This window comes from Pseudomonas caspiana, from assembly GCF_040224095.2.
Classification (GTDB): Bacteria; Pseudomonadota; Gammaproteobacteria; order Pseudomonadales; family Pseudomonadaceae; genus Aquipseudomonas; species Aquipseudomonas caspiana.
The window spans coordinates 1,628,297-1,651,332 of record NZ_CP167995.1; the positions used below are offsets into that span (position 1 = coordinate 1,628,297).

Here is a 23,036-nt window from a genome sequence, read left to right on the forward strand (position 1 = left end):
TCAGAGCATGTCGATATCGTTCGCCTGAATGACTTCACGCTTGGCTTCGTCGTCCAGTTGTTTGATCACGCCGTATATCTGCGCCACCGCCTGCAGTGTGTCGCGCGGGATGAAGCGACCTTCGGGCACGCGGTACAGAACACGGGCGAGCCACACGCACTGGACCACCGGAATGCGTTCACGCTTTGCTTCGTCGATCAGCGCCAGAGCGCCGGCATCCAGATGTTTGCAGTGGATCCGGGGCAGCGCCGTTTCGCCAGGTTTGTAATACAGGGCGACCGCGTAATGGGTCGGGTTGACGATTAAAACGTCGGCATCCTTGACCGGCTTGGGCGGTGCTTTGGGGGCTTGATTGAGCAGTTCGTGGGCGAGTTGGCGGCGGTGACCCTTGACCTCCGGGTTGCCCTCGGAGTTTTTGTATTCCTGCTTGATGTCTTCCATGCTCATGCGCAGTTGCTTGGCGTGGAAATACTTTTGAATGGCAAAGTCCGCCACGGCGAGTACCAGCAACAGCCCGCAAGTCACCCGCAAAATTCGATGGAACAATGTCGACAGGGCGTGCCAGAAGGTCACCAGATCGGTGTGCACCAGACTGACCAGCGTGCCCAGCGCGGGCTCGACGATAAACCACATGACGGTTGCAATGATCGCGGCCTTGACCACGCCGGACAACGACGTGACCAGGCTGCGCATGGTGAACATCTGCTTGAGGTGGCTGAACGGATTGAGCTTTTCCATGGTCGGCTTCAGCGCCTCGGGGGCGAACAGGAAGCCGAATTGCATCCAGCTCCCGACCAGGCGCATAAGCATGGCGACGCCGACGCTCAATGCAGCAAAAGCGGCCACCAGCCAGACGCCATGAGTGACCACTTCGCCCACGGTGCGCAGGAAGGGCTGATTCATGCGCGTCATGGACAGGTTGATCAGCGCCTGCAGCTTTTCCATGCTGACGTCGGCCATGCCCAAGGTGATCTCGCTGACCACCACAAGGATCAGCAGCTTGGGCAGATCCTGACTCTGAGCCACTTGCCCGCGCTTGCGTGCGTCTCGAATCTGCTTGGGCGTTGCGTCCTGGTTCTTCTCGCTCATGGTGCCGGTTCGCGGGGGCCGGGAACGATCAACAGCAGGGTATGCCGCACGTCCTTGAGCAGTTCAAGGCGCTCGGTGCCCAGGTCCATCAGGGTCGGCAAGTAAATCACCAGAAACGCCAGGCCGATCACACACTTGGCCGGCATCGCGAGGATAAATACGTTCAGTTGGGGGCTATAGATACCGATCAATGCCATCGCTGCTTCGACCATCAGCAACAAGGCAATAAACGGGGCGGAATACAGCAATAAATGGGTGAAGGTATCCTGCAAGATTCCCAGATAGACATCGAAGCCTTGGGCTTGCAACGCCGGCCACCAGCTCGTTGCGGGCCAGATCTGATAGCTGTCCCAGATCACCTGCATCAGCAGAGGCAACCCGCCAATGATCATCAACAGCATGATCATGGTTTCTTCGAACAGCTGGGATAACGGCGTGACGTCGGCACCCAGTGCCGGGTTGAGCTGGCCGCCTGTCAGCGCGCCACGCTGGTTGTCGAGCAATACACCCACCGCACTGAATAAAAAGAACGGCAGGTACAGCACCAAACCCATCAAGGTGCCGAGCAGCATTTCCTTGAATATCAGAAAGAAGATGTCCGACCATGATTTGCCCAGCTGACTCAGCTCCTGGCCGATGCCTGGGGCGGGGATCAGCGCGAGCGCCGTCAGTACGGCATAGCGTGGCAGGCCTTTGAGGTGTTTGAACAGAAACGCGGGGACCAGAAACATGCAAGGGTAAAGGCGCGCCATGGACAAGGCGATGCCGTTGAGCAGCTCGTAGGCGAACTGGGCGTCGAACATGCTCAGCCCTTACCGGTCTGGGCAATCATGTTGAACGCCAGGTTGGTCAGTTGGATCAGCTCGACGCCGATCCAGCGGCCGGTCATCGCTAGGGTCACACCTACCGCGAGCAACTTGAGGCCGAACGGCAGGGTTTGATCCTGGACTTGCATCAGTGCCTGCACCAGCGAGGTCAGCACACCGACCGCGACCGCCACGATCAGCGGCGGTGCGGTCAACAGCACCACCAGGATCATGCCCTGTTTGAACAGGTTCAAGGCTTCCATCGCGACCTCACATGTAGGAGTAGAAGAGGCTGTCGAGCAAGCGCGTCCAGCCGCTGACCAGCACGAAGAGCAGAATTTTCAGAGGCAAGGAAATGGTCATCGGCGAAACCATTTGCATGCCCAGCGCCAGCAGCAGGTTGGAGACGATCAGGTCAATGACGATGAACGGGATGTAAATCAGAAAGCCGATCTCGAACGCCGCCTGCAGCTCTGACAGTACGAAGGCCGGGATCAACAGCAGCAGATCTTCGCGGCTGGCGGCATCGGCCATCGCCTTGGGCCACATGCGCAGGGCGTTTTCATGCAGGTGAGTCAGCACGTCGGGCTCTACGTTGTGGCTCATGAATGCCTGAAGCGGGGCGAGCAGCGCCTGTGCGCTCTTACCCAGGCCTTTGGTGTCATTCAGTTGCAGCGGATGCTCTTGAGCAATAGTAGTCATTTCGGAAAACACCGGCGCCATGACAAACAGCGTGGCAGCGAGCGCAATGCCATACAGCGCCATGTTCGGCGGCACTTGCTGCACGCCAATGGCATTGCGGGTAATGAGCAGCACCGAAGCGATTTTTAAAAATGAAGTGCACACCACTAACAGGAAAGGCAGCAGGGACAGCGCGCCGAGAAACAGCGCCAGCATGATCGGGTTAGTGTCATTGAGCGTCATCCGCGCTCATCCAGCTGGGTGATCTGCAAACCGAGGCGGCCTTCGACATCCACCAGTTCGCCTTGGGCCAATCTTCGCTCACCGTAATAGAGACCGGCCAGCCCCGGCGTTACGCCGGGAACTTCAAGGATTGCGCCGGGTGCCAGGGCGGCGAGATCGCCCAGGGTCAGACGTATCTGGCCGCAACGCAGGGTCAGCGGCATCGCCAGGTCGGCGAAGGCTTCGGTAGGGTTTGCTGGCGACTGAAGGGGCTGATCGGCGTAATCGTTTTCACCGTCAATCTGCCCGGCAGGTTCGGTGTAGTACTGATCCGCATCAGGATCAGCCTCTTCAGCGAAGGCGCTTTCGGCATCGACCTCATCGGCATAACCGTCTTCGTCCGCCCAAGGGTCGGTGTACTCGGCAATCGGTTCGTCCAGCTCATCACGGTCTGCCACCGTCGTCTCCTCGATTTCCAAAACTTCCAGTTGCAACCGTTCAGGATGTTCACAAACACGGACCTGGAGACGGCGCTGCCCAAGGGTCAACACACCCAAGCCTGCGGTGTCGAAGTCGGCCTCGGTGGGGCACAGCACGTCACCGGGTCGCAAGGTTTCGAGCGTTTGCCGGGGCAGATTCAGACTGCCCAGGCGCAGCGCGAAAGCCAGCGTTAACCCTGAGTGGTCCCGTGGTGGATTTACGTTCCATGTGGGCTGGTCGAGCCAATCAGCAAGCGCAGGTGCAGAGACCGCGAGCACACTGTCGACGCGGCCCTGACTCAATTGCAGGGTCATCTCGCAGTACACCCAATCGGCTTGTGCTGGTTCAGAGGCTGGCAGTGGTTTCAGCGTACCCAAGACAGCGGCCAGCTCTGCCGACAGCCCGGCGTTGTATAACGGCCATAGCCAGCCGTCATCGGCGTCTGCACTCAAAAAAACAGGGCAGCTCGACCATGCAGTGAGCACCGGCTGAGCATCAACGAGCCCAAGCGGCCCTAACGCGCTGTCGAAGTAATGCAGTGCAGCGGTTTCAGGTGCACGGCGGCTGGCCTTGAGCGTCAGTCGGCCTGCTTGGCCCTCCATGTTGAATGCCATCCACGGCTCGCTGGCCAGCTTTCGGGACAGGCGAGCCTGAATATGGCTGACGCGCCGCAGCGGCAGCGCCTGGGCATTCATGCGCACCCCCGGTGACGCACGCTGAGGTTGACGGGCTGACACAGCGCGCGGCTCAGATCGTCCTGGCAGCGCGGGTGGTTCTGGCGTAAATGCTCGGCGGCATGCGCTTCCGCGCAGTCCAGATCTATGTCCCAACCGCGTGGTGGGCGGTTACGCGCATTCAGGCCGATGCGGCCCAGGTTAGGCATGAACAGGGTGGCTTGCAGTGCCTGACCGGTGCCAGCGGGCAGACGCATGGTCAGGTCATCAACCAACTGGTTCCAGGCGGCGAAACCTGCGCTACCCATACCATCAGCCTGGCCAGCAGACGACTGGCCGCGTGAGCCGCCTTGCCCCTGGCCGCCCATGCCGCCCAAAGGCGCCAGCAGTTGCTGGAAAAACAGCCCGTCGGCCATGCGTTCTGATTCGCCGTGCCGGGTTTTGCCGCTGTCTCGGCCCGGCGCTTCTCGAGGCCGATCAAGTTCGTTGGGGCTACGGCCTTGCGGGCGCGCAGCGGCACCTTGTGTTTGCGGTCTGTCGCGAGGTGTATCGCGCTGGGGCTCGTGCCGTTCCGGCTTGGCAGGCGTGTGATGATCGAAAAGAGCGTGTGCAGGGCTGCTGAGATTCATGTCCTCTCCTGTGGCAGAGCCAGGGTTTCGCGCAGGCAGGCCAGCTTTTCCAGGGCGCGCTGGCTGGCGCGCAATTGAGCCTGGGCCTCGCTGACACGCACGTGCTGGGCGTCAAGTTCCAGATTCAGGCGTTGGGCGTAAACGCGCAGTTCGGTTTGTCGGTCCATGAGTTGTTGCTCTTGCTGGTGCCACTGCTGGATAGCGTTGAGGCTCATGACTTGCCCCTCACACTGCAACGCCAGCGCCTTGCGCGCCTGCTTTTGCTGGCGCAGGTCTTCGGCGCAGTCTTGATCGGCCTGTTCAATCGCTGCCTGCATTTGCTCGGCCTGTTGCCGGGCTTCACGGACGCGACGCTCCAGGCTGTGCTTGCGTAACTCGCGCAGCGGCGTGATCAAGGTCACCACCTCGACCAGCGCATCGCGCTGCGGATCGGCATCCGGTGCGGCTTCTTCAACAGCCGGTCTACGGCGCATGGGATGTCAACGCATAAAGTTGTTCAAGGGTGTCTTGCAGATCCAGCGGTTCACGCAGGTCCTGTTGCAAAAACTCGTTGATTTGCTCGTGCAGCTGCACGGCGCAGTCCGTCATTGCATCGTTGCCGGGGGTGTATTCGCCCAGACGCAGGAGCATTTCCACTTGTTGATAGGCCGCCAGTAAACGGCGCAGGGTGATATTGCCGCGCTGATGTTGCTTGTCGGTCACGCTGGTGGTGATACGGCTGAGGCTGGCCTGCACGTCAATGGCGGGATAATGGCCGCGCTCGGCGAGCTTGCGCGACATTACGATGTGCCCGTCGATCAGCGAGCGGACTTCGTCAGCCACCGGGTCGTTCATTGAGTCCTGCTCGATCAGCACGGTATAGATCGCGGTGATTGAGCCTTGCTCGCTACGCCCGGCGCGCTCCACCAGACGCGGCAGCAGGGTATAGACCGAAGGCGGCAGGCCGCCGCGTCCCAAGGGTTCGCCCGCAGCAATGCCGATCTCGCGTTGGGCACGGGCAAAGCGGGTCAGCGAGTCGATGAGCAGTAGCACGCGCTTGCCCTGTTGCCGGTAGGCTTCGGCAATGGCGGTGGTGGTGAAGGCTGCGCGGGCGCGCTCCATGCTCGAACGGTCCGAGGTGGCACAGACCAGAACCGAACGGGCACGCAGTTCGTCGTCCAGTTCGTGATCGAGAAACTCGCGCAGCTCGCGACCGCGCTCGCCGATCAGACCAAATACGATCACGTCGCACGGCATGTTGCGCGCCAGCTCTGCGAGCAGTGTGGTCTTGCCGCAGCCAGCACCGGCGAACAGCCCGACGCGCTGACCTTCACCCAGCGTAATGGCCGCGTCGATGGCCCTCAGCCCGGTGGGCATGGCATCGACGATACGGGGCCGCTGTGTGGGGGGAATGGCGTCACAAATTACCGGCTGGGTCGGGCGATGGTCGCCGGGCAGGGCGAACGCACCGTCGCCCTGACCGTCCAGACGTCGTCCAAAACCGTCCAGCACGCTGCCAAGCAGGCTGTCATCGACACTCACCGAATGGACGACGCCCAGCGGTTCGATCCGCGCGCCTTGCTCGATGCCTTCTGGTGTACCGAGGGCACTGAGCAGCGTGCAGTCTTCGGTGAAGCCGACGATCTCCGCCAACATCGCTTCGCCACCGGTTTTGTAAACGCGGCACAGGTCGCCTATGCGTACCGCCGGGATCTGGCATTCGAGCAGGATGCCGTTGACTGCGCTGACCCGTCCGCTGATCACCACGGGCGAGAGCGTGTTGAGGCGTGCCCTATAGGCGTCGGCCCACTCTGCCAGCTGGATGGTTTCGGCCAGCGCAGCGCTCACCATTTCACCTCATAGTGCTCGTCGCCATCGAACTCCACGTGGTCCTTGTCGATTTTGGTCAGGCGCAGGCCATCCACTTCGTCGCCCAGAAACAACCGGCGGTTGTCAGCCAGCACCACGTGGGCGCGTTTGCCACTGGCGATCTGAACAATCTCGAAGGGCAGTTTGCGACCGAACGGCTTGACCTGATCGAGCACTGCCACTTCGCTTTTCTGCTGCTGGCCGAAGCGTTCCAGCATGCGTTTGTAAAGCGCCATCTGCTCAGGCGTTAACGACCCTTTGAGCACGATGCCTTCGGCGCTGGTGCTCACGCTGACCGTATCGCGCAGTTCTCGCTCGCGCAGCATGATCTGCAGCTTGTCGGCAGTGTCTTTCGCGCTCAGGGCTGCAGGCTCGCGGGGCTGCGTGGCCGGAAGCGAAGGGCTCACGGGCCCCGGTGTGGTCAATGCCCAGGCACTGCCCGCCAGGGTAACCACGATCCCGGCAATGGCCAGGCGCTTGTGCAGCGCCGGGCGTTTGGTCGGCCGTGAAGGCTCTACCGTTTCTTGTGGCTCGACAGTCGAGTCGCGGAAGTCAGTCCGGGCGTGCTCACCGGCTGGCGGTGGTTCGACCACCGCTGGCCACTGCGCTGAACTGGGCATGATGCTCAATTGCACAGTGCCCAACCGGAATGTCTGTTCGGCGGCCAGCGCATTCAGGCTGTCACAGGGCTGGCCCTGCTCGTCGAACAGCGAGCCGTCTTCGGCCTCCAGGCGCCAGGTTTCACCGTCGCAGGTCAAACGGCAGTGGCGTCGGGCAATGCCGGGGTCTTGCAGCAGCAGGTCGTGTTGTTCATCACTCCCGACCAGCCAGTGGTCGCCAATCAGTGGCAAGGCCGCACCGCGGTGCAAGCCGTTCAATACGCGCAGTTCGTACATCACTCACTCCTCGAACGGGTAGGCAGACTCATGCCGCGTTTTCGTCGGCGATGGTTTGCAGTTGATCGTCCAGGTCCAGGCGGCCGAGCACCTTGACCTGCGCCGTGCTGTTGAGCTCAGCGAAAGACAGCACGGGAATTTCATGGAATTCATCCTGCAATAAGGTGCGCAACGGGCTGCGCAGATCCTGTGCGACCAGTAAAACCGCCATTGCCTTCGAACGACGCGGGAAGGCCTGGCGCAATTGATCGACCAACTGCTGGCTGGCTTCGGCGGGCAGGGCGAAAAAAGTTTCGTTTTGAGTCTGGCGCTGGCTGTCACGCATCAAATGCTCGCTTTCCGGCGACAGCAGCCAGACCTGCAAGCCTTCCGGGCCGCAGTACTGGTGGAAGATCAGCGACTTGAGTGCGATGCGCACGTAGTCGGTCAGGGCGCCGATTTCACGCTCGTGCTGGCCGTGCTCAATCAGTGCTTCAGCAATCAGGCGGATCGCGCGCAGCGGCACGCATTCGCTGGCAAGGCGTTGTAGCACTGCCGAAAAGCGTGCGAGAGGAAGGACCCGCTGCATCTCTTGAGCGAGTTCCGGCTGATCGCGCTCCAGCCAACTGAGGATCGCCTTGCTTTCCTGCAGCCCGATGAATTGCGGGCCACAGGCTTGCATGGCGCGGAACATGCGCTCAACGATCAGTTGGGTTGAGTTACTGGGGTGCAATCCTGGCTCTTGCAGCGTGGGATCATCGGCCGGTATCCACAGCAGGTCGGCCTCTTCGCGTGCGACATTGCCAGGATGAGCGTTGATCGGTTCCGCAGCCAGAAGCTGTCGCTCTACGGCCAGGAAATCCTGAGTGAACGTGGCCTGGATCACGGGCACCTCGTAAACCAGGAAGCGGAATTCGTCTGCAGGCAAATGGCCGGCGTACTCGATGTCGAAAGAGGGCAGGGTGATGCCGAACTGCGCCACAAGTTGGTTGCGGCGCTGACGTACCTGGCTGATCAATGCCATGATTTCCGGCTGGTCCTGGCCTGGATTGAACTGCAGCAGGAAAGTGCGGCACGGGAAGAACTCGCGAATGTCCCGGTCACCATTCTGTTCTGGTGGCACGTAGGCAGCGACGGCCTGGGTCTTGGGGCTGCGGCTGCGCATCAGGCACACGCCCAGCGTGCCGATAAGGATGGAAATGATCACGAACACCATGGTCGGCATGCCCGGCAGTGCCGCGAAACCGAGCATGGCCACTGCCGCAATGACCAGTGATTTCGGTTGCGCGCCCAACTGTTTGGCGATGTCGCCGCCGATGTTGGAGCTTTCGTCGCTTTCCTCATTGGGTACGCGAGTGATGATCATGCCCGCGGTGACCGAGATCAGCAGCGCCGGAATTTGCGCGATCAGGCCGTCGCCAATGGTCAGAACCGAGTAAAGGTGCATGGCGTCGCCAGCGCTCATACCATGCTGGACCACGCCAATCGAGATGCCGCCAATAAGGTTGATCGCGACGATGATCAGGCCGGCGATGGCGTCGCCGTTGACGAACTTCATCGCGCCATCCATGGCCCCGAACAGCTGGCTTTCCTTGCCCAGATCCGCTCGACGCTGACGGGCCTGATCGACGCTGATGAGTCCGGCGCGCAGGTCGCTGTCGATGGACATCTGCTTGCCAGGCATCGCGTCGAGAGTGAAACGCGCACCCACTTCTGCAACGCGCTCGGAGCCCTTGGTGATGACCAGGAAGTTTACGACGGTCAGGATCAGGAAGATCACCATGCCCACCGCGAGGTTGCCGCCGACGACGAAGTTGCCGAAGGCTTCGACGATGTGCCCGGCATCCTGTTCAAGCAGGATCAGCCGGGTAGTGGCGATCGACAACGCCAGGCGAAACATCGTGGTCAGCAACAGCACTGCGGGGAAAGTCGAAAACGCGAGCGGCCTGGGTAACTGCATTGCCAGCATGATGAGTATGCAGGACACGCAAATATTCACCGCGATCAGCACGTCCACCAGCCCGGTAGGCAAGGGCGTAATGAACATGAAAACGATACCGATGACGATGATCGCCCCGGCAACTTCCGAACGTTTGGAGGCGGCGATGGCCACCCGGGTCAAGCCATTGAGTACGGCATTCATAAACGGCTACTCCGGTCTGGCAGGGCCTTGCGCTCGCTTTGCCCGAGTTCGTCCATGATCAGCAAGACGTTGCGCAGGGAGGTCTGCCGACTCTTGTCGTCGCGCCATAGACTGTTGGGCAGGTCGGCAAGCAAATGACGCAGGCCATTGAGAAAGGTCAGTTGCAGCGTCGGCGACGGGCCGCCGACTTTTTCCGAGAGTTGCTGGGTGTCGCGTACGTTCATTGACTGGTTGGCCAGTTGCATCAGCTGACGCATCAACAGCAGGCCGCTCAAGGTCATGGCCGGATTTTTGGCCGCCATGCGGCTGGCCAGGTCCGAGCAGCCATGTACCAGATTGTTGAGCTGAGTGGTGCGCCCAAGGCTTTCCATCAACGAGCGCAATTTGCCCTCCTGAGGCAATTGCGCGAGGTTGGCGATATCGTCGGCGAGGGCTTGCTGCAGGGCCCGCAGCCCCTTGATGAAGTGTTTCTCGCCACACAGATGCAGCACCGCTTCCAGGAAGTTGCCCAAAGATGGGTTCTTGATCAGGTGCTGGTAGTAGATGGTGCGCAAGTTGTCGCGCAGATCCGGGTCTTTCACCGCGTGGGTCAGCGCCGGGGTGACACTCAACCCGGTTTTTATCTCCTCGCCGTGCTCGGCATCCAGCGCGTCAAGTTGCGCCTGGGCCTGTTCGGCCTCTGCGTCGTTGCCTTGTTCCTTGGCCTGGTGAGCGACTTCGCTGAGCAACAGGTGCGTGCGAAGCGGATTGTCGCCTTGGTCCTTGACCATTTCCTTGACCGATTTCTGCTGCCGTAGCTGCTGGCGCATTTTGTTCAACCGGGTGTTCAACTGCGTCGGCGCATGGTTGCTCATTCCCTGAAGCAACTGTTGCAGGCTCATCGGCTGACTGCTGGCGTGCTGCCCGCAAACCACTTCGCGCTGGCTCAATGGTTTGCTCATAGAGGCGAGTGCTGCGCTCATCTGCTGCATCAGGCGCGCAGACTCGCTGTGTTGATGGACGCTCGCCGCCCCTGCTTTCGCGACAGGGGAAGCAGCGGGTTGCGGCGTCGCGGTATGCACAGTGGCGTGCGGCTGGGTAGTGATGCGGTCGAGGGACATGAGCCGTATACGCGTCTGGAGAACACTTCTCTGTGTGGTCGCAGGCGCTATCCGGTTCCACGCGATGAACAGGTCAGCGTGTGATCTAGAAGATTTGCAAGATGTTGCGAAGGTTTTCCTGAGTACTTGCAAAAGCTTGCGTACAAAACATTCCGTGATTCCGATAAATGTATTTAAAAACAATAGGTTGAGTTGTTTTTAAAGGCTGGCACAGGTTTCGCTATAGGAGTCTTAGTATCGCCGTGAAGCGCTCACGACGAGGATCTAAGGGAATAATTCTGTATGAACGCGATGAACCAGAGCTTACTGCCCACGCGGACCGGCACCTCCTGCTTCGCCCAGTTGACCCAACAACAACTCCAGAAACTGCAAAACTTCATACATAAGCGCGTCATTAATCAGGAGGACGCTGAAGACATTCTTCAGCAAACGTTCGTTGAAGCCTTGAATGCCGAAAGCCGCTTTTTGCAGCAATGCAAACCCGAGACCTGGCTATGTGGTATCGCTCTGAACCTGATCCGTAATCATTTTCGCAAGCTCTACCGTCGGCCCATGCATATCGAATTTGAAGAGCAACTCGCGCATGCTGAGCCAAGTCTGGATATTTGCGGTCACATAGAGAGTTATCGAGACCTGGAACGCACCGTTCAAGCCATCGCCGTGCTGCCAGCCGTCATGCGTCACACGCTGGAAGTCACTGTCGAGACAGAGGGCAGCTACCAGGATGCTGCCGATGTCTTGGGTGTGCCGATCGGTACAATCCGCTCCCGACTGTCCAGAGCCCGTACGCAGCTGCGTGATAATCTGCCAGAAGGTTTTCGCGCGTGAGAGGTGAGCATGTCGAACTTCAAGATTGGAGGTCCGCGGCCAATACAGCCCGGCGTAGGGCCTGTGCCATTACGGGCGGCTCAAGATCACCTTGACCAGTGCTTGCAGAGAGCCGGCAATGCCGCGTGGTCTGGCATGCCAAGCGCCCATGCACACGCGTTCCAGCGATTTTCCGAGCGTCGGCGTGTTGTTTTCGGTGTACGGGCCAGAGCATCGGGATCGATCCAATTGTTGGTTGACGGACAGCCCGTGTGGGAGCTCGACAGCTCGACGGGCTTCAGTCAGCCAGACCTCTCGCCATTGCCCAATGCCTTGCCCCAGAGCCCAAGCCTTGTAGTCAGTGCTGCCCTGCTCAGCGACACTCGCATGCGCCAGATGCTTAACGAGGGTGAGGTATTGGCCATGGGCGGGGAACGCAACGGGATACAGAGTTTGCAGACCCTGGGTATCGGTAATCACATTCTTTCGCTCCTGGCACGGCGCGAAACTCCGGACCAGTGGAGCCTTTGGCAAGGCAGCATGCCTTTGACGCTGGGTGCCAGACGGGCTGAACCGATCGGTGCCGCGGGTGATTACGAGCTATTACTGCTGGCACCGCTGCTCGATTGCGGTGGCCCCAGCTATGCGGAAACCCAGCTCTGGAACGCTGCCTACAGGCGCAGCCTGGGTGACAGCCCCGAGCCCGATGACCCTGCGTGCGCCGAGCTGGCCGGTCGCATTGAAATGATCCTCGCCGCGCTGGATGACGATGCTGCCGGGATCGCGCCGCTCGAGCAAGACATCAGGCCTCGTCCGGGCGGCCTGGCGGTGGATGACTTCCCGGCCATGCTTTTCCTGCCGCATCCAGTTGGCGACTATCCCGCGCAGTGTCCGATCGCCGATCGTAGCGCCCTCTATCAATTGCTGGACACCCTTCACAATGCAGGCCTGGCGCTCGATATCGACCCTGGCTGGCGTGACCTGATCGACTGATCGATGACATGCAACGTTTTCGCGTGCTGTGACCACACAGGATGATGTAGGTGACGCAAGTGGAGATGTGATCATGAAAATCATGCTGTGCCTGGTCATGGTGTTGATGCCTTGTCTGGCGCAAGCGGCATGGCCTTCCCCCAGCGCTTGCTATCAGGCTCACAGGGCTGCAAGCCAGCGTCTGGCTCAGGCGATTGCGGATCAGGACAACGTCGGTGCAGCTAAATGGCGTGGACAGCTAGCAACCATCGTTGCGCAATGCCGGGCAGCGCAGCAAGCGCAGGATAACCGCCGGACCCAGCAGCGCTACCTCCAGGAGCGCCAGCAGCAAGAACAACTTAACCAGCAGCGCTACCTTCAGCAGCGCCGACAACAAGACCAAATCAATGAGCAGCGCAATGCCCAACGTCGCATCGTTGAGCAACAGCGCCTGCGTCAGCGAATTCAACAACAGCATCTCAACCAGCGCAACATGCCGGACATCCGTTACTGATGCCCGATGTTTGTCTATCTACCTTCAAGGAAGTTTTATGAATATCAGCCTCAGTATTCGACTTTCCGGTTTCGCATTGAATAACGATGAAGTTGCTGTCGATTCGCGGGGCAACCGGCAGATGTTGGCATGACGCGGGCGCGGCGAGGGAGGAGAGGGCAGTTAAGTGCGCTGCTGGCATTTTTTGGCGTGTTGGCGGCTGATCCCGCCTGGGCAGGCCCGCCAACCGCGTACCGGCAGGTGGCCGAGGCTGCCGGTGTCCCGGCGCAGTTGCTTTACGCGGTGGCGCAGACCGAGAGCAACACGCAGTTGCGCATCGGGTATTACCCATGGCCCTGGACCCTGAACGTCAAGGGCAAGCCGCTGCGTTTCGAAACTCGCGAGGAGGCCTGTCAGGCGGTGCTCAAGGCAATCTCTGAGCAGGGTGTGTATGCGGTGGATATCGGTCTGACTCAGCAGAACTGGGGTTACATAGGTCGCGCCCGGTTTCGCGAACCTTGCGATGCGCTTCACCCGATCAATAATTTGCAAAGCGCTGCGTTGCTGCTGCGTCAGTACTATCAGCAAACCGGAGACTGGGTTAGCGCTGCCGGTATGTACCATCGTCCGGCGGGTGGCGAACCGGCGCGGCTTTATAAAAGCAAGATTCAGGAACGACTTAAGCGCATGGTTGCTGATCGCTGATCGCTGATCGCTGAACGCATGGGCGTATCTGTACAACTTTTCATCGGTAGGGATGTTTTTGTGCATATCCTTTACCGCGTTAATGGCTTCTATTGGTTGCGCCCTTACGGCGCCTCACTTTTGATGGAGCGCAAAAGTAAGCAAAACGCTCTTGCCCCACCACTCGGTCCCTCGCCTAGGCTCGGAATGCCCGCCCGCAGATCTGAAACCGTGGGCCGCCGCAACGGGCCATCCATGGCCCAATGCGGCTAACCCGGCGTCCTGCCGGGTTACCCACGGTTTCAAATCTGCGAGCGGCCAGCGTGGTTTAACGGGGCGCCTAAGATCAAAAGCAGATCAAAAGCAGAGCGAAAACAACGGGATCGTCTCGGACCGGTAGGAGCGAACTTGTTTGCGAGACGTCACCACAGCCAACGCATACATCGTCTGACACACCGCTTCGCAGCCTTCGGCAGCTCCTACAGAATGTCGGCAAACCCAAGAAAACAGGCCGGCTGTCAGGCCGCCGCGCTTTTGATTTTGATCTGAGGCGCCCCGTTAAACCACGCTGGCCGAACGCAGATTCTGAAGCGTGGGCAACCCGGCAGGGATGCCGGGTTAGCCGCATTGGGCCATGGATGGCCCGTTGCGGCGGCCCACGGTTCAGGATCTGCGGGCGGGCATGCCGAGCCTAGGCGAGGCACCGAGTGGTGGGGCAAGAGCGTTTTGCTTACTTTTGCGCTCTATCAAAAGTGAGGCGCCGTAAGGGCGCAACCAATACATGCCATTAACGCGTTAACGGATATGTACACAAACATCCCTGGATGGAAATGTTTTAATGCGCCTTGGGAATACCGAACTGATCCAGCGTTGGATCGACATTGTGGTCGAAAGCTTTCTGGTCCTGTTTTTTATGCACGGCATCAATAATGGCTTTGATGCCGAAGCCAATCGCCATGGCCGCATCGGCGATCCAGCCAACGACTGGCACAGCGCTCGCGACAGCGCTGGCAGCCGCCATGCCTGCAACACGGCCAGCAATCGCGCCAACGGCACGGCCCGCGACTTTACCGGCGATCTCGCCACCGGCAGTGCTGGATTTGGTTGCCAGGTCATAACCAACCCGCGCAGCAGTGCCCGCGCCACGGATACTGTCGTAGATTGCCTTACCGGCTTCGGCATCCTTACCCTGAGCCAGTAATCCGGAAACGGACGTCATCGCGTACACACCACCTGCCGCGCCCATCGCACCACCAGCCAGACCCTTACCGTCAAGTGCAGTCTTCGCACGTTTTTCGGCTTCGGCTTTCAAGTCCTGAGCGCTGATGCTCTGTGGATCTTTATTGCCCAGCCCGGCAGTGGCGTCCTTGAAGTTGGTAATCATTTCGACGCCAGCCTTGGTGGTCTTCAAGGCAGCCAGCGTGGCCTCGGTATAGGCGTCCTGGCTGGCGGCGGTAATTTCCGGCGGTAGCACGGCGTCGTAGGCGGCTTTTTGTCCATCGACGTCGGCCAATACTTTTTCAGGCTTGGCGTCTTTCGATTTCATTTGCTCGTTCATTTTGCCGCCCTGGGCAAAATTCTCTTTGTAAGAGCGTTGCAGTTCGGCACTCAAATCCGGACGACCGGCAACCACGTCACTGGCGGTGGGAACCTCCGCGTTAGCGCCACGCAGATCTTTCTGCATTTGCAACTCGGCGCTCAGGTTGCCGACCGAAGCACTGTAGTCAGGGGATGCTGGATCCTTGACCGGCTTGCCGTCTTTGTCTTTGGTCACCGCATCGATATCGCCCCGCATATCGGTTTCCAGCGAGTTGCCCGAAGTCAGGCTCTGGTAGCGCTCATTGACCGCTTGTTTCAGGGCAGGGTCGTTACTGATCAATTTCCTCTGCTGTTCCGGAATCGATTTATCGAGAAAGGCCTGCACATCTTTATCGCCTTGCAGCTGTGCGATTTTTTCTCTCAAAGCCGTTTCGGTCTTCTCGGTTTTGCGCAGACTGTGTCCGGCTTCCACGCTCTCCAGCGTTTTCTGCAGCTTGACCATGACTGCCGCTTTCTGGTCGCCGCTGTATTTGTCAGGGTTGGCAAACACGTCTTCGTTCAATGCGCTGATGTCAACGCCCGCCGTGGCGTTGAGCGTAGCAGCGCTGCTCATCATGGCCGCAAATTCGCCGCCGTTTGTGGGGGCCTGCTTCTTGATCCAGTCTTCTATGTTTCGGGTACTGATATCGCCGTCGGCGCTTTTCTTTGCCAGAGCCTTGCCTTCCAGTCCGCCCTGATCGAGCAAGTCAGAGAAGCCCGGCTGGGCAAACGTTTTCGCTGCGGTTGTCAGCAGGCTGGACAAGCCGGGATTGCCTGAAGACAGAGCGTTGAGATCTTTGACCGTGGTGTACTTGCCGACTTTCTCTTCACCTCCTGGCGCTTTCTTCGGATCAGCACATTTGGTAATAGGCTCGTTGGCCCGCAGCAACGCCGCGTTGGTCACCATTTGCAGTGACTGCGGATCAGCCTCGGGATTGGCTTTCATGTACTCATTGACGGATTTGGCTCCAGCGTCCCGGGCTTTCTCGAGATTTTTCGCCAGCGACTTGTAATCGCCATCTGTGGTTTTTCCGTCAGCCTTGCCGCCGTGCTTGCCCACATCCGCTGCGGTTTTAAGCACCGGATTGGCCTCAATGAAGTCTTTGGCTATTTTTGCGTCTTCCCCGCCTGCGGCTGCCATCTTCGCTGCCGCGATAGGGCGGTTGAGTTCTTTCGCAGCCTGTTCACGCTGCGCGGGCGGCAAGTTGGCCACCATCGGTGCGAATTTCTCCAGATCTTCTGGTTTGGAGTATTTGGAGTTATCCAGAAACGCCGCATCCTGGCCCTTTATGGCCGTGGGATCTGCGTCCCCGGCGGCATGAGTGACCTTCGGCGCTGTCACACCAGAGGTTCTTTCGGCGCCGTCTGGTCTACCGGTGCGCTGCGCACCTGAGCTTTGCGGCTGGACAGGTTTGCCGAATGCGGTTTCCTCGGTCTGATCGCCGCCTGTTGTACTGAGACGTTCCAGTACTTCCTTGAATAACGAGATGAGGGCCGAGGGCGCGTCTTGAGTCTTGCCAGCTGCGAACTGAGCGGTTGGCTGGCGGGGTGCCTGTGTGGTGTTGCCTTGACCGAAGGATATGCCGCCACCACCACCGGGCACGTAGTTTTTCATCGGCACTGTGGCGCTTTTGACTCCCTGGCCTGGAACGTCGTTTGAATGCGTTCCCTCCTGACCGTTGAGAGGGAGCTGGCTGGACATATCAGGGAGGACGCGCATATTCATGTTCATTGCCTTCTTTGTGACAACCGTTGATACCACTGTGTGGCGGAGCAGTTGAAACGGTTCCACAGAGCGCAATCTTTAAGCCGTATTCCACAAGGCTTTTTGGGCCAAAGAATGTGACCTCAAGCGAAATCCAGACCCTTATGCAGCAGCAGGTATCTCACAAGCATTTGAACTCCCGGGAGTTATTCGAGCTTTTGAGTCGAGCTGGTTTTGGGCTGCTCTGTCGAAAGCTTTTCACGGCTCGCGCCAGTCCCTTTGGTTGCAGAAAGTTGTAGCGCTTCAGCTCGCGCACGCTTGGTATCCAGGTCCTGACGGATATTGGCATTGGCATCTTCACCGGACGCACGAGGTGGCAGCGGCCGCACTGTGCCAGAAGCATGTTGTGACTGATCTGTGCTGCCACCAACGCCAGCGTGTTGTCGACCATTAACAGGCGTCTTGCCGAGCCGATTTCCTAGAATCGTAGCGGCTAGGTTCCCGCTCGACAGGAAGTCCTGGTGCGTGAACTTTACGGGGCTTTCCGGCTGCTGAGGGGGAGGGGACACAGCATTTGCCATCTTTGTGCCTAAAGTCAGCAGAGCCCTGCCCTTGCCGTCACTCATGCCGAGAAAGTCCAGAACCTCGGACATGGGTTTTTCCAACCCGATACTGAGCGTGGTTGCCCCATGAGCTGGCCGGTCCAGCTCTATCTCGCGACCGGTTTCAGAGGCGCGGACGGACTTTGGGCGTTCTTCGCCGTTCAAAACCTTTAGGGCCACGTCGAACATCTTTTGTTGCGAAGGGCTAAGCGATGCCCGTTTTTTATCCAGCCATGGGCCGGGAAAGTGCATCTTCGCGCCCATGGAAATGTTATCGGCCACGTGAAGATTGGCTGACACCGAAGGCTTGTCAGGTTTACCGGCTTTCAGGGCGACTGATGTCAGTGACGGATGAGAAATATTGATCATGAGGGTGTGCTCAGGAGAACGGTATCTACCTGAGTGGTTTGCATGCTCATCCGGTTCCCGCCTACGAAGCTGAAGCAGTGCATCCCTGGGCAAGGAACCGGGCAGGCTGGAATCACCACAGAGGGAAAATGCCTTTCAGAGGATTTCATCCCCATGCCTTCAAATAACTTTTTTAGACTACCCCTTCTTCCCGCCGTAAGGCCGCGCCCTGAGAGTAATAGTCATACACGTCACCCTGAGGCCACCTCCTCAAGGACGCGTCGTCCGAAGGCCAGCGAATCAAGGCCTCAGCCTCGCAACAGGCCAGACCCGATCAAGTCGGGCAAGGATGAGATCTATCTCTCCAGTAAACGTGGCCCCATTGTTGATTTGAATATGGAAGTCACCCAGCCATTGGCGGAGTGCCGTCATCTCGCTTTCAACTACCTGTTTGGTGACGAGCCTGCCGACATGGGCGGTGGTAAGGACTTCCTGGACCGGGCGGCCAAATCCAAGGCACACCTGCAGGCGTTCTATGATCACCCCAGTAACCCTCATTCCCGCGCTGACGCCGGAACGGACCAACTGGAGCTGATTACCGGGCATAACAATCCACTCCTGATTCCCGACAAATTTGGACGCTGGCTGGACGACATGTTTAGTCAGGTGGTCGACCAACAACTTCCTGAAGCGCGAATCATGCTGCGCACCTATAACCATGATTTGCCGATACACATTCAAAACAAAGGGGATCGCATTACCCTGGCTTTTTACGACCCCAACGATACTAATGTCCACCGCCGTCTGGAGCGTTATCCGGATCAAAGCGTCTCGGATATCACTTTTGATAAAGCCTTCCCCGACAACAGTGGTTACTTTGAAAAAGGCCGTTATCCGTTCATTCAAGCCGTCAGCAAGGATGTGGGGCATCCTGCAGACGACATGAAGTACTTCCGTAAGGGTTCCAGATTGCCCATGGAAGTTGACAAATCACTGCTCAAGACGGTTTGGGGAGTCAGTTCCCTGCGAGCGTTTCTGGGGCTGTGCGACTACATGAAGCGCAAGGGGCTGGTCGGTAGCAAGGCCGCTCCTTATCTAAGCGCGCCTGCAAGCAGGCTCAGAGATATCGCGCAGGGTGTCGATCCGAAAGGCTTGAACCATGAAAACCAGCGCCTGCGTTTGCGGGTATTTGTAACCGGCGTTGCGAAGCTGAAGGTGCCCAGCTCAACTGCCAAAAAATTGCTTGCGCCCAGCATTGAAAAAAATCGCAAACCTTTAGGATATTGCCTGCATCTGCCGTCCCAGAACCCTGGCTTCGTCGCTGACTACCTTGCGTTGTTAGACACTGTGCGTCTGAACGACGCCGATTTGTTCGATGTTATCCGTGGCGACCCTAACGACAATAATCTGGCCGTTGCTTTGGAGCATCAAAAAGCAGGCGACTTCCATCTTCTGTTTGATCGACTGGAAACCCTGGAGCTTGGTAAAGGAAGGCTGGCGAGACTGCTTGGTGCTACCACCGCAAGTGGCCAGACCTCAATGGCGGATGCGGCATCTTTCAGCCATCCCGACATGATCTCGGTCTTCATCGAGCGCGTCAGTCAATGCGACTTGCTCGATACGCAGGAAAGATACCGGCTGCTGCAAGGCAAGGACTCCGACGGTGACACTTGCATGCAGCGTGCGGCTGCGTATGAAGACTCTGCCTGCATCAATGCCTACCTCAATGCGCTAGCAAGCAGTGGCTTGCGCTCGCGTGAAGTGGTCAAACTGCTCGGAAACCCTGAGCAGGATCAGCCCAATATCATCCCGGATATTTGCGCGCCCCCAAGTACTGGCTGGACCGCGACATCCTTCGCGGCCAGCAAAACCATGCTGGCAGGCTACTTCGAAGGTATTGCAGCACTGAACCTCAGCCCGGCGTCTTTACGCAAGGTGCTTGCACCGGAGCAGGAAGATGCGCTTGCAGCCTCTCGGGTTGTCCTTGCTGGCGATCCGCAGGTGACCGCCGCGTTCAATAAAATACTCGACGGACTCCCGCCAATGGACGCTATCGATCTGATCAAGGGACCCGCAAGTCCCGGGCACAGCACGCTGGAAAGGCTGCGCAGTTCCAGCATTTTCAAACCCGATCACGAGGCGCTTTACTTCCAGTTGCTAGACCGTCAGCAACGGCGAGGCACGCCTGTACTGACGCAACGCAGCGGCAGTCAGCAATACGCCCAGTACCAGTCAGACCGGTTCAGGCGTCAGCTCGGCTGAGTGCGCGGCTTGGATCAGTGCTTGCTGCCCTGAGACGGCATCGCCAGTAGTTGCTTTTCCATGTTCCAGTCAAACGGTTCGTCGTTCTGTTCGGCTTCGTAGCGACGCTCTTCGAGCGACTGATACAGCTCGATTTCTTCGTCAGGCATGAAGTGCAGGCAGTCCCCGGCGAAGAACCAGAGCAGGTCGCGAGGCACCAGATGGGCGATTTGCGGGTAGCGCTGGATCACCTGGCACAGGATGTCCTGGCCCAGATACTGGCTTTCGATAGGGTCTTGCGGCAGCAGGGTCAGCAGTTCGTCGAAGCGCTCCATGAACAGGGCATGGCTTTCTTCGGGAACCTGCTCGGCCTCGCCCAGTGCGACCAGGATGCTGCGCAGGTGTGCCAGCAGGTTCAGTTGGTGGTCGAGATTGGCGTCGGCCATGGGGCAATCCTCAAAGACAAAAAAACAGGCGCGAGAGTATAAAGCTCTGCGCGCCTGCTGTGGGGTTGGACCGACCAGTTCCTTCAATACACAGCTTTTTAGCGAGTCTTGCCTTCGCTCAGGGTCAGTTCTTCCTTGTCGAAGTCATCCACATCGATGACCTTGCGTCGTGCCGCTTCGGCCGCTCGAAGCGTTTCGGCCTCTGCCGGTTGCAGCACACTGGCATTGAGCGCCGCGTCGATCACATGCTCACCTGCAACCGGTTTGAACTGACCGCCCTTGAAGGCGACGTGCAGTTTCTTGTGCAGCGGCTGCGCGGCGCTCAGTAAGTCGCTGGCATGTTGCAACGCGCCAACGGCATCGTCGGGCGATTGCGGGCGGTAGCAGCCGGCCAGTAACTCTTCCAGGGTTGGATCGCCCTTGGCGCGGCCGAGTACTGCTGCAACCTGCGCATCCAGTTTGTCGGACGGGCCTTTGTGGCGACGTCCGAACGGGAACACCACAACCCGCAACAGAACGCCCAATACCCGATTCGGGAAGTTGCTCAGCAGTTCATCCAACGCACGTTCGGATTCGCCGAGCGCTTCTTCCATCGCCCAGCGGAACACCGGTTGCAGATGCTCGGGGTAGTTCAGGTCGTGGTAGCGCTTGAGGGCTGCCGAGGCCAGATACAGGTGGCTCAGTACATCGCCCAGTCGCGCCGAGAGACGCTCGCGACGTTTCAACTCGCCGCCCAGCAACATCATGCTCAGGTCGGCGAGGGTTGCAAAAGCTGCGGCCTGGCGATTCAGCGCCCGGTAGTACCCTTGACTCAGGCTGTCGCCCGGAGCTTTTTCGAAGTGACCGAAGCCCAGATTGAGAATGAATGTGCTGGCAACGTTACTCACCGCAAAACCGATGTGCTTGAGCAGCAGGCTATCGAACTCGAGTAGTGCCTGATCGTGATCGGAGCGACCGGCCAGCGCCATTTCCTTGAGCACGAATGGATGGCAACGGATCGCACCCTGACCGAAGATCATCAGGTTGCGCGACAGGATGTTTGCGCCCTCAACCGTGATGAAGATCGGCGCACCTTGCCAGTTGCGGCCCAAGTAATTGTTTGGGCCCATGATGATGCCTTTACCGCCATGCACATCCATGGCGTGGGTGATGCACTCGCGGCCCCGTTCGGTCAGGTGATATTTGAGAATCGCCGACAGCACTGAAGGTTTTTCACCAAGATCCACCGCGTTCGCAGTGAGCATGCGGGCGCTGTCCATCAGCCATGCGTTGCCGCCGATCCGTGCCAGCGACTCCTGAATACCTTCGAAGGCGGACAGGGGAACGTTGAACTGCTCACGAACCTGAGCGTACTGGCCGGTGACCAGACTGGTGAATTTGGCAGCGCCGGTGCCGACGGCAGGCAGGGAGATGGAGCGACCTACCGACAGGCAGTTCATCAGCATCATCCAGCCTTTGCCGAGCATTTCCTGACCACCGATCAGGTACTCCAGCGGGATGAATACGTCTTTGCCGGAGTTGGGGCCGTTCATGAATGCCGCGCCTAGTGGCAAGTGGCGGCGGCCAATTTCCACACCCGGTGTATCTGTCGGAATCAGAGCCAGGCTAATGCCCAGATCGACTTCTTCACCCAGCAAATGCTCCGGGTCATAAGCCTTGAACGCCAGCCCTAGAAGGGTGGCGACAGGGCCGAGGGTGATGTAGCGCTTTTCCCAGTTCAGGCGCAGGCCTATCACTTCTTCGCCCTGCCACTGACCTTTGCAAATGATGCCGGTGTCCGGCATCGCGCCTGCGTCGGAACCCGCCAGCGGACCGGTCAGGGCGAAACACGGAATGTCATCGCCGCGAGCCAGACGCGGCAGGTAGTGATTGCGTTGTTCGTCGGTGCCGTAATGCAGCAACAATTCGGCAGGGCCGAGGGAGTTGGGGACCATGACCGTCGAAGCGAGGTCGCCGCTACGGGTAGCCAGTTTCATCGCTACTTGTGAGTGGGCGTAGGCCGAGAAGCCTTTACCGCCGAACTCTTTGGGAATGATCAGGGCAAAGAAACCGTGCTGTTTGATGTGTTCCCAGGCACGCGGCGGCAGGTCCATGGCCTGACCGATTTCCCAGTCGGTGACCATCGCGCACAGCTCTTCGGTCGGGCCGTCGAGGAAGGCTTGTTCTTCTTCGGTCAGTTGGACTTTCGGATAGCTGAGCAGCAAGTCCCAATCAGGACGGCCACTGAACAGTTCGCCATCCCACCAGACTGTCCCGGCGTCGATGGCATCGCGCTCGGTTTCTGACATGGGCGGCAACACTTTCTTGAACCAGGTGAACATCGGCGCGGTGAAATGTTTGCGACGCAGGTCCGGCAGCGCTAGCGGCAATGCCACGGCCAGCAGCAGGATCCAGAAGACCACCATCAACCAGGTTGGCGCATGGCTGATGACGCCCATCGCCAGCAGATAAACAGCAACCACGCCCAGCGCAGGCATAGGCGCAACGCGACGGTGCGCCAGCCAGGCGATGCCGACGATCAGAACCACAATCCACAACAACAGCATAAGTAATCCTCCGTGATGACAGCAGCGAGCAGCCACTATCAAGAGCCTGGGCATGTTTCGTCAAGAA

General features: G+C 59.0%; 20 protein-coding genes. 5 read left to right on the forward strand and 15 right to left on the reverse strand.

Annotation, left to right across the window (positions count from 1 at the left end):
* Genes sctU through ABRP31_RS07400 form a run of 11 tightly spaced genes read right to left on the reverse strand, consistent with a single transcriptional unit; the run spans position 1 to position 10,547 of the window.
* Positions 1 to 1,089 (reverse strand): type III secretion system export apparatus subunit SctU, encoded by a 1,089-nt coding sequence (sctU, locus tag ABRP31_RS07350; RefSeq protein WP_349971790.1) that lies wholly within the window; start codon positions 1,087 to 1,089, stop codon positions 1 to 3.
* Positions 1,086 to 1,892 carry a type III secretion system export apparatus subunit SctT gene (gene sctT, locus ABRP31_RS07355; RefSeq protein ID WP_349971791.1) on the reverse strand — a complete coding sequence of 269 codons (807 nt, stop codon included), beginning with the start codon at positions 1,890 to 1,892 and terminating at the stop codon, positions 1,086 to 1,088. Before sctT ends, sctU begins: the two co-directional genes overlap by 4 nt.
* Positions 1,893 to 1,894: 2 nt before the next feature.
* A complete protein-coding gene (sctS, locus tag ABRP31_RS07360; RefSeq protein WP_027902897.1) occupies positions 1,895 to 2,158 on the reverse strand; it encodes a type III secretion system export apparatus subunit SctS in 264 nt (87 codons plus the stop codon).
* Between the two features lie 7 nt (positions 2,159 to 2,165).
* Positions 2,166 to 2,819 (reverse strand): type III secretion system export apparatus subunit SctR, encoded by a 654-nt coding sequence (sctR, locus tag ABRP31_RS07365; protein ID WP_087273832.1) that lies wholly within the window; start codon positions 2,817 to 2,819, stop codon positions 2,166 to 2,168.
* Positions 2,816 to 3,973, reverse strand: coding sequence for a type III secretion system cytoplasmic ring protein SctQ (gene sctQ / locus ABRP31_RS07370; protein ID WP_349971792.1), 1,158 nt, complete (start codon positions 3,971 to 3,973; stop codon positions 2,816 to 2,818). Before sctQ ends, sctR begins: the two co-directional genes overlap by 4 nt.
* The gene (locus ABRP31_RS07375; RefSeq protein WP_349971793.1) at positions 3,970 to 4,581 is read right to left on the reverse strand and encodes a type III secretion system HrpP C-terminal domain-containing protein; all 612 of its coding nucleotides are present in this window, start codon (positions 4,579 to 4,581) and stop codon (positions 3,970 to 3,972) included. The genes sctQ and ABRP31_RS07375 overlap by 4 nt, the downstream gene beginning before the upstream one ends.
* Positions 4,578 to 5,054: a hypothetical protein gene (locus ABRP31_RS07380; protein ID WP_087273837.1), complete on the reverse strand. Its 477-nt coding sequence runs from the start codon at positions 5,052 to 5,054 to the stop codon at positions 4,578 to 4,580. The genes ABRP31_RS07375 and ABRP31_RS07380 overlap by 4 nt, the downstream gene beginning before the upstream one ends.
* The gene (locus ABRP31_RS07385; protein ID WP_349971794.1) at positions 5,044 to 6,411 is read right to left on the reverse strand and encodes a FliI/YscN family ATPase; all 1,368 of its coding nucleotides are present in this window, start codon (positions 6,409 to 6,411) and stop codon (positions 5,044 to 5,046) included. Before ABRP31_RS07385 ends, ABRP31_RS07380 begins: the two co-directional genes overlap by 11 nt.
* A complete protein-coding gene (locus ABRP31_RS07390) occupies positions 6,405 to 7,325 on the reverse strand; it encodes an FHA domain-containing protein (RefSeq protein WP_349971795.1) in 921 nt (306 codons plus the stop codon). Before ABRP31_RS07390 ends, ABRP31_RS07385 begins: the two co-directional genes overlap by 7 nt.
* Before the next feature lie 28 nt (positions 7,326 to 7,353).
* Positions 7,354 to 9,447: a type III secretion system export apparatus subunit SctV gene (gene sctV, locus ABRP31_RS07395; protein WP_349971796.1), complete on the reverse strand. Its 2,094-nt coding sequence runs from the start codon at positions 9,445 to 9,447 to the stop codon at positions 7,354 to 7,356.
* Positions 9,444 to 10,547: a TyeA family type III secretion system gatekeeper subunit gene (locus tag ABRP31_RS07400; protein ID WP_349971797.1), complete on the reverse strand. Its 1,104-nt coding sequence runs from the start codon at positions 10,545 to 10,547 to the stop codon at positions 9,444 to 9,446. Before ABRP31_RS07400 ends, sctV begins: the two co-directional genes overlap by 4 nt.
* 282 nt (positions 10,548 to 10,829) lie before the next feature.
* On the opposite strand from ABRP31_RS07400, the gene ABRP31_RS07405 reads away from it, so the two are divergent.
* The 4 genes from ABRP31_RS07405 (at position 10,830) to ABRP31_RS07420 (ending at position 13,524) form a co-directional block, all read left to right on the forward strand.
* Positions 10,830 to 11,375, forward strand: coding sequence for an RNA polymerase sigma factor (locus ABRP31_RS07405; protein ID WP_087273846.1), 546 nt, complete (start codon positions 10,830 to 10,832; stop codon positions 11,373 to 11,375).
* Between the two features lie 228 nt (positions 11,376 to 11,603).
* Positions 11,604 to 12,347 carry a hypothetical protein gene (locus tag ABRP31_RS07410; RefSeq protein ID WP_349971798.1) on the forward strand — a complete coding sequence of 248 codons (744 nt, stop codon included), beginning with the start codon at positions 11,604 to 11,606 and terminating at the stop codon, positions 12,345 to 12,347.
* Positions 12,348 to 12,420: 73 nt separating this feature from the next.
* Positions 12,421 to 12,840, forward strand: coding sequence for a hypothetical protein (locus ABRP31_RS07415; protein WP_144443298.1), 420 nt, complete (start codon positions 12,421 to 12,423; stop codon positions 12,838 to 12,840).
* A gap of 129 nt (positions 12,841 to 12,969) precedes the next feature.
* On the forward strand, positions 12,970 to 13,524 hold the full coding sequence (locus ABRP31_RS07420; RefSeq protein WP_349971799.1) for a Soluble lytic murein transglycosylase: 555 nt from the start codon (positions 12,970 to 12,972) through the stop codon (positions 13,522 to 13,524).
* 814 nt (positions 13,525 to 14,338) lie between these two features.
* On the opposite strand, the gene ABRP31_RS07425 is transcribed toward ABRP31_RS07420, so the two are convergent.
* Positions 14,339 to 16,807, reverse strand: coding sequence for a type III effector HrpK domain-containing protein (locus ABRP31_RS07425; RefSeq protein WP_349971800.1), 2,469 nt, complete (start codon positions 16,805 to 16,807; stop codon positions 14,339 to 14,341).
* Positions 16,808 to 16,992: 185 nt separating this feature from the next.
* On the reverse strand, positions 16,993 to 17,757 hold the full coding sequence (locus tag ABRP31_RS07430; protein WP_349971801.1) for a hypothetical protein: 765 nt from the start codon (positions 17,755 to 17,757) through the stop codon (positions 16,993 to 16,995).
* A gap of 42 nt (positions 17,758 to 17,799) precedes the next feature.
* Here ABRP31_RS07430 and ABRP31_RS07435 point away from each other — a divergent pair, with 42 nt between their 5' ends.
* On the forward strand, positions 17,800 to 19,998 hold the full coding sequence (locus ABRP31_RS07435) for a ShET2/EspL2 family type III secretion system effector toxin (RefSeq protein ID WP_372489426.1): 2,199 nt from the start codon (positions 17,800 to 17,802) through the stop codon (positions 19,996 to 19,998).
* 14 nt (positions 19,999 to 20,012) lie between these two features.
* On the opposite strand, the gene ABRP31_RS07440 is transcribed toward ABRP31_RS07435, so the two are convergent.
* On the reverse strand, positions 20,013 to 20,423 hold the full coding sequence (locus ABRP31_RS07440; protein ID WP_095094636.1) for a PA2817 family protein: 411 nt from the start codon (positions 20,421 to 20,423) through the stop codon (positions 20,013 to 20,015).
* 98 nt (positions 20,424 to 20,521) lie between these two features.
* A complete protein-coding gene (locus tag ABRP31_RS07445) occupies positions 20,522 to 22,969 on the reverse strand; it encodes an acyl-CoA dehydrogenase (protein ID WP_349971803.1) in 2,448 nt (815 codons plus the stop codon).
* Between the last annotated feature and the right edge of the window lie 67 nt (positions 22,970 to 23,036).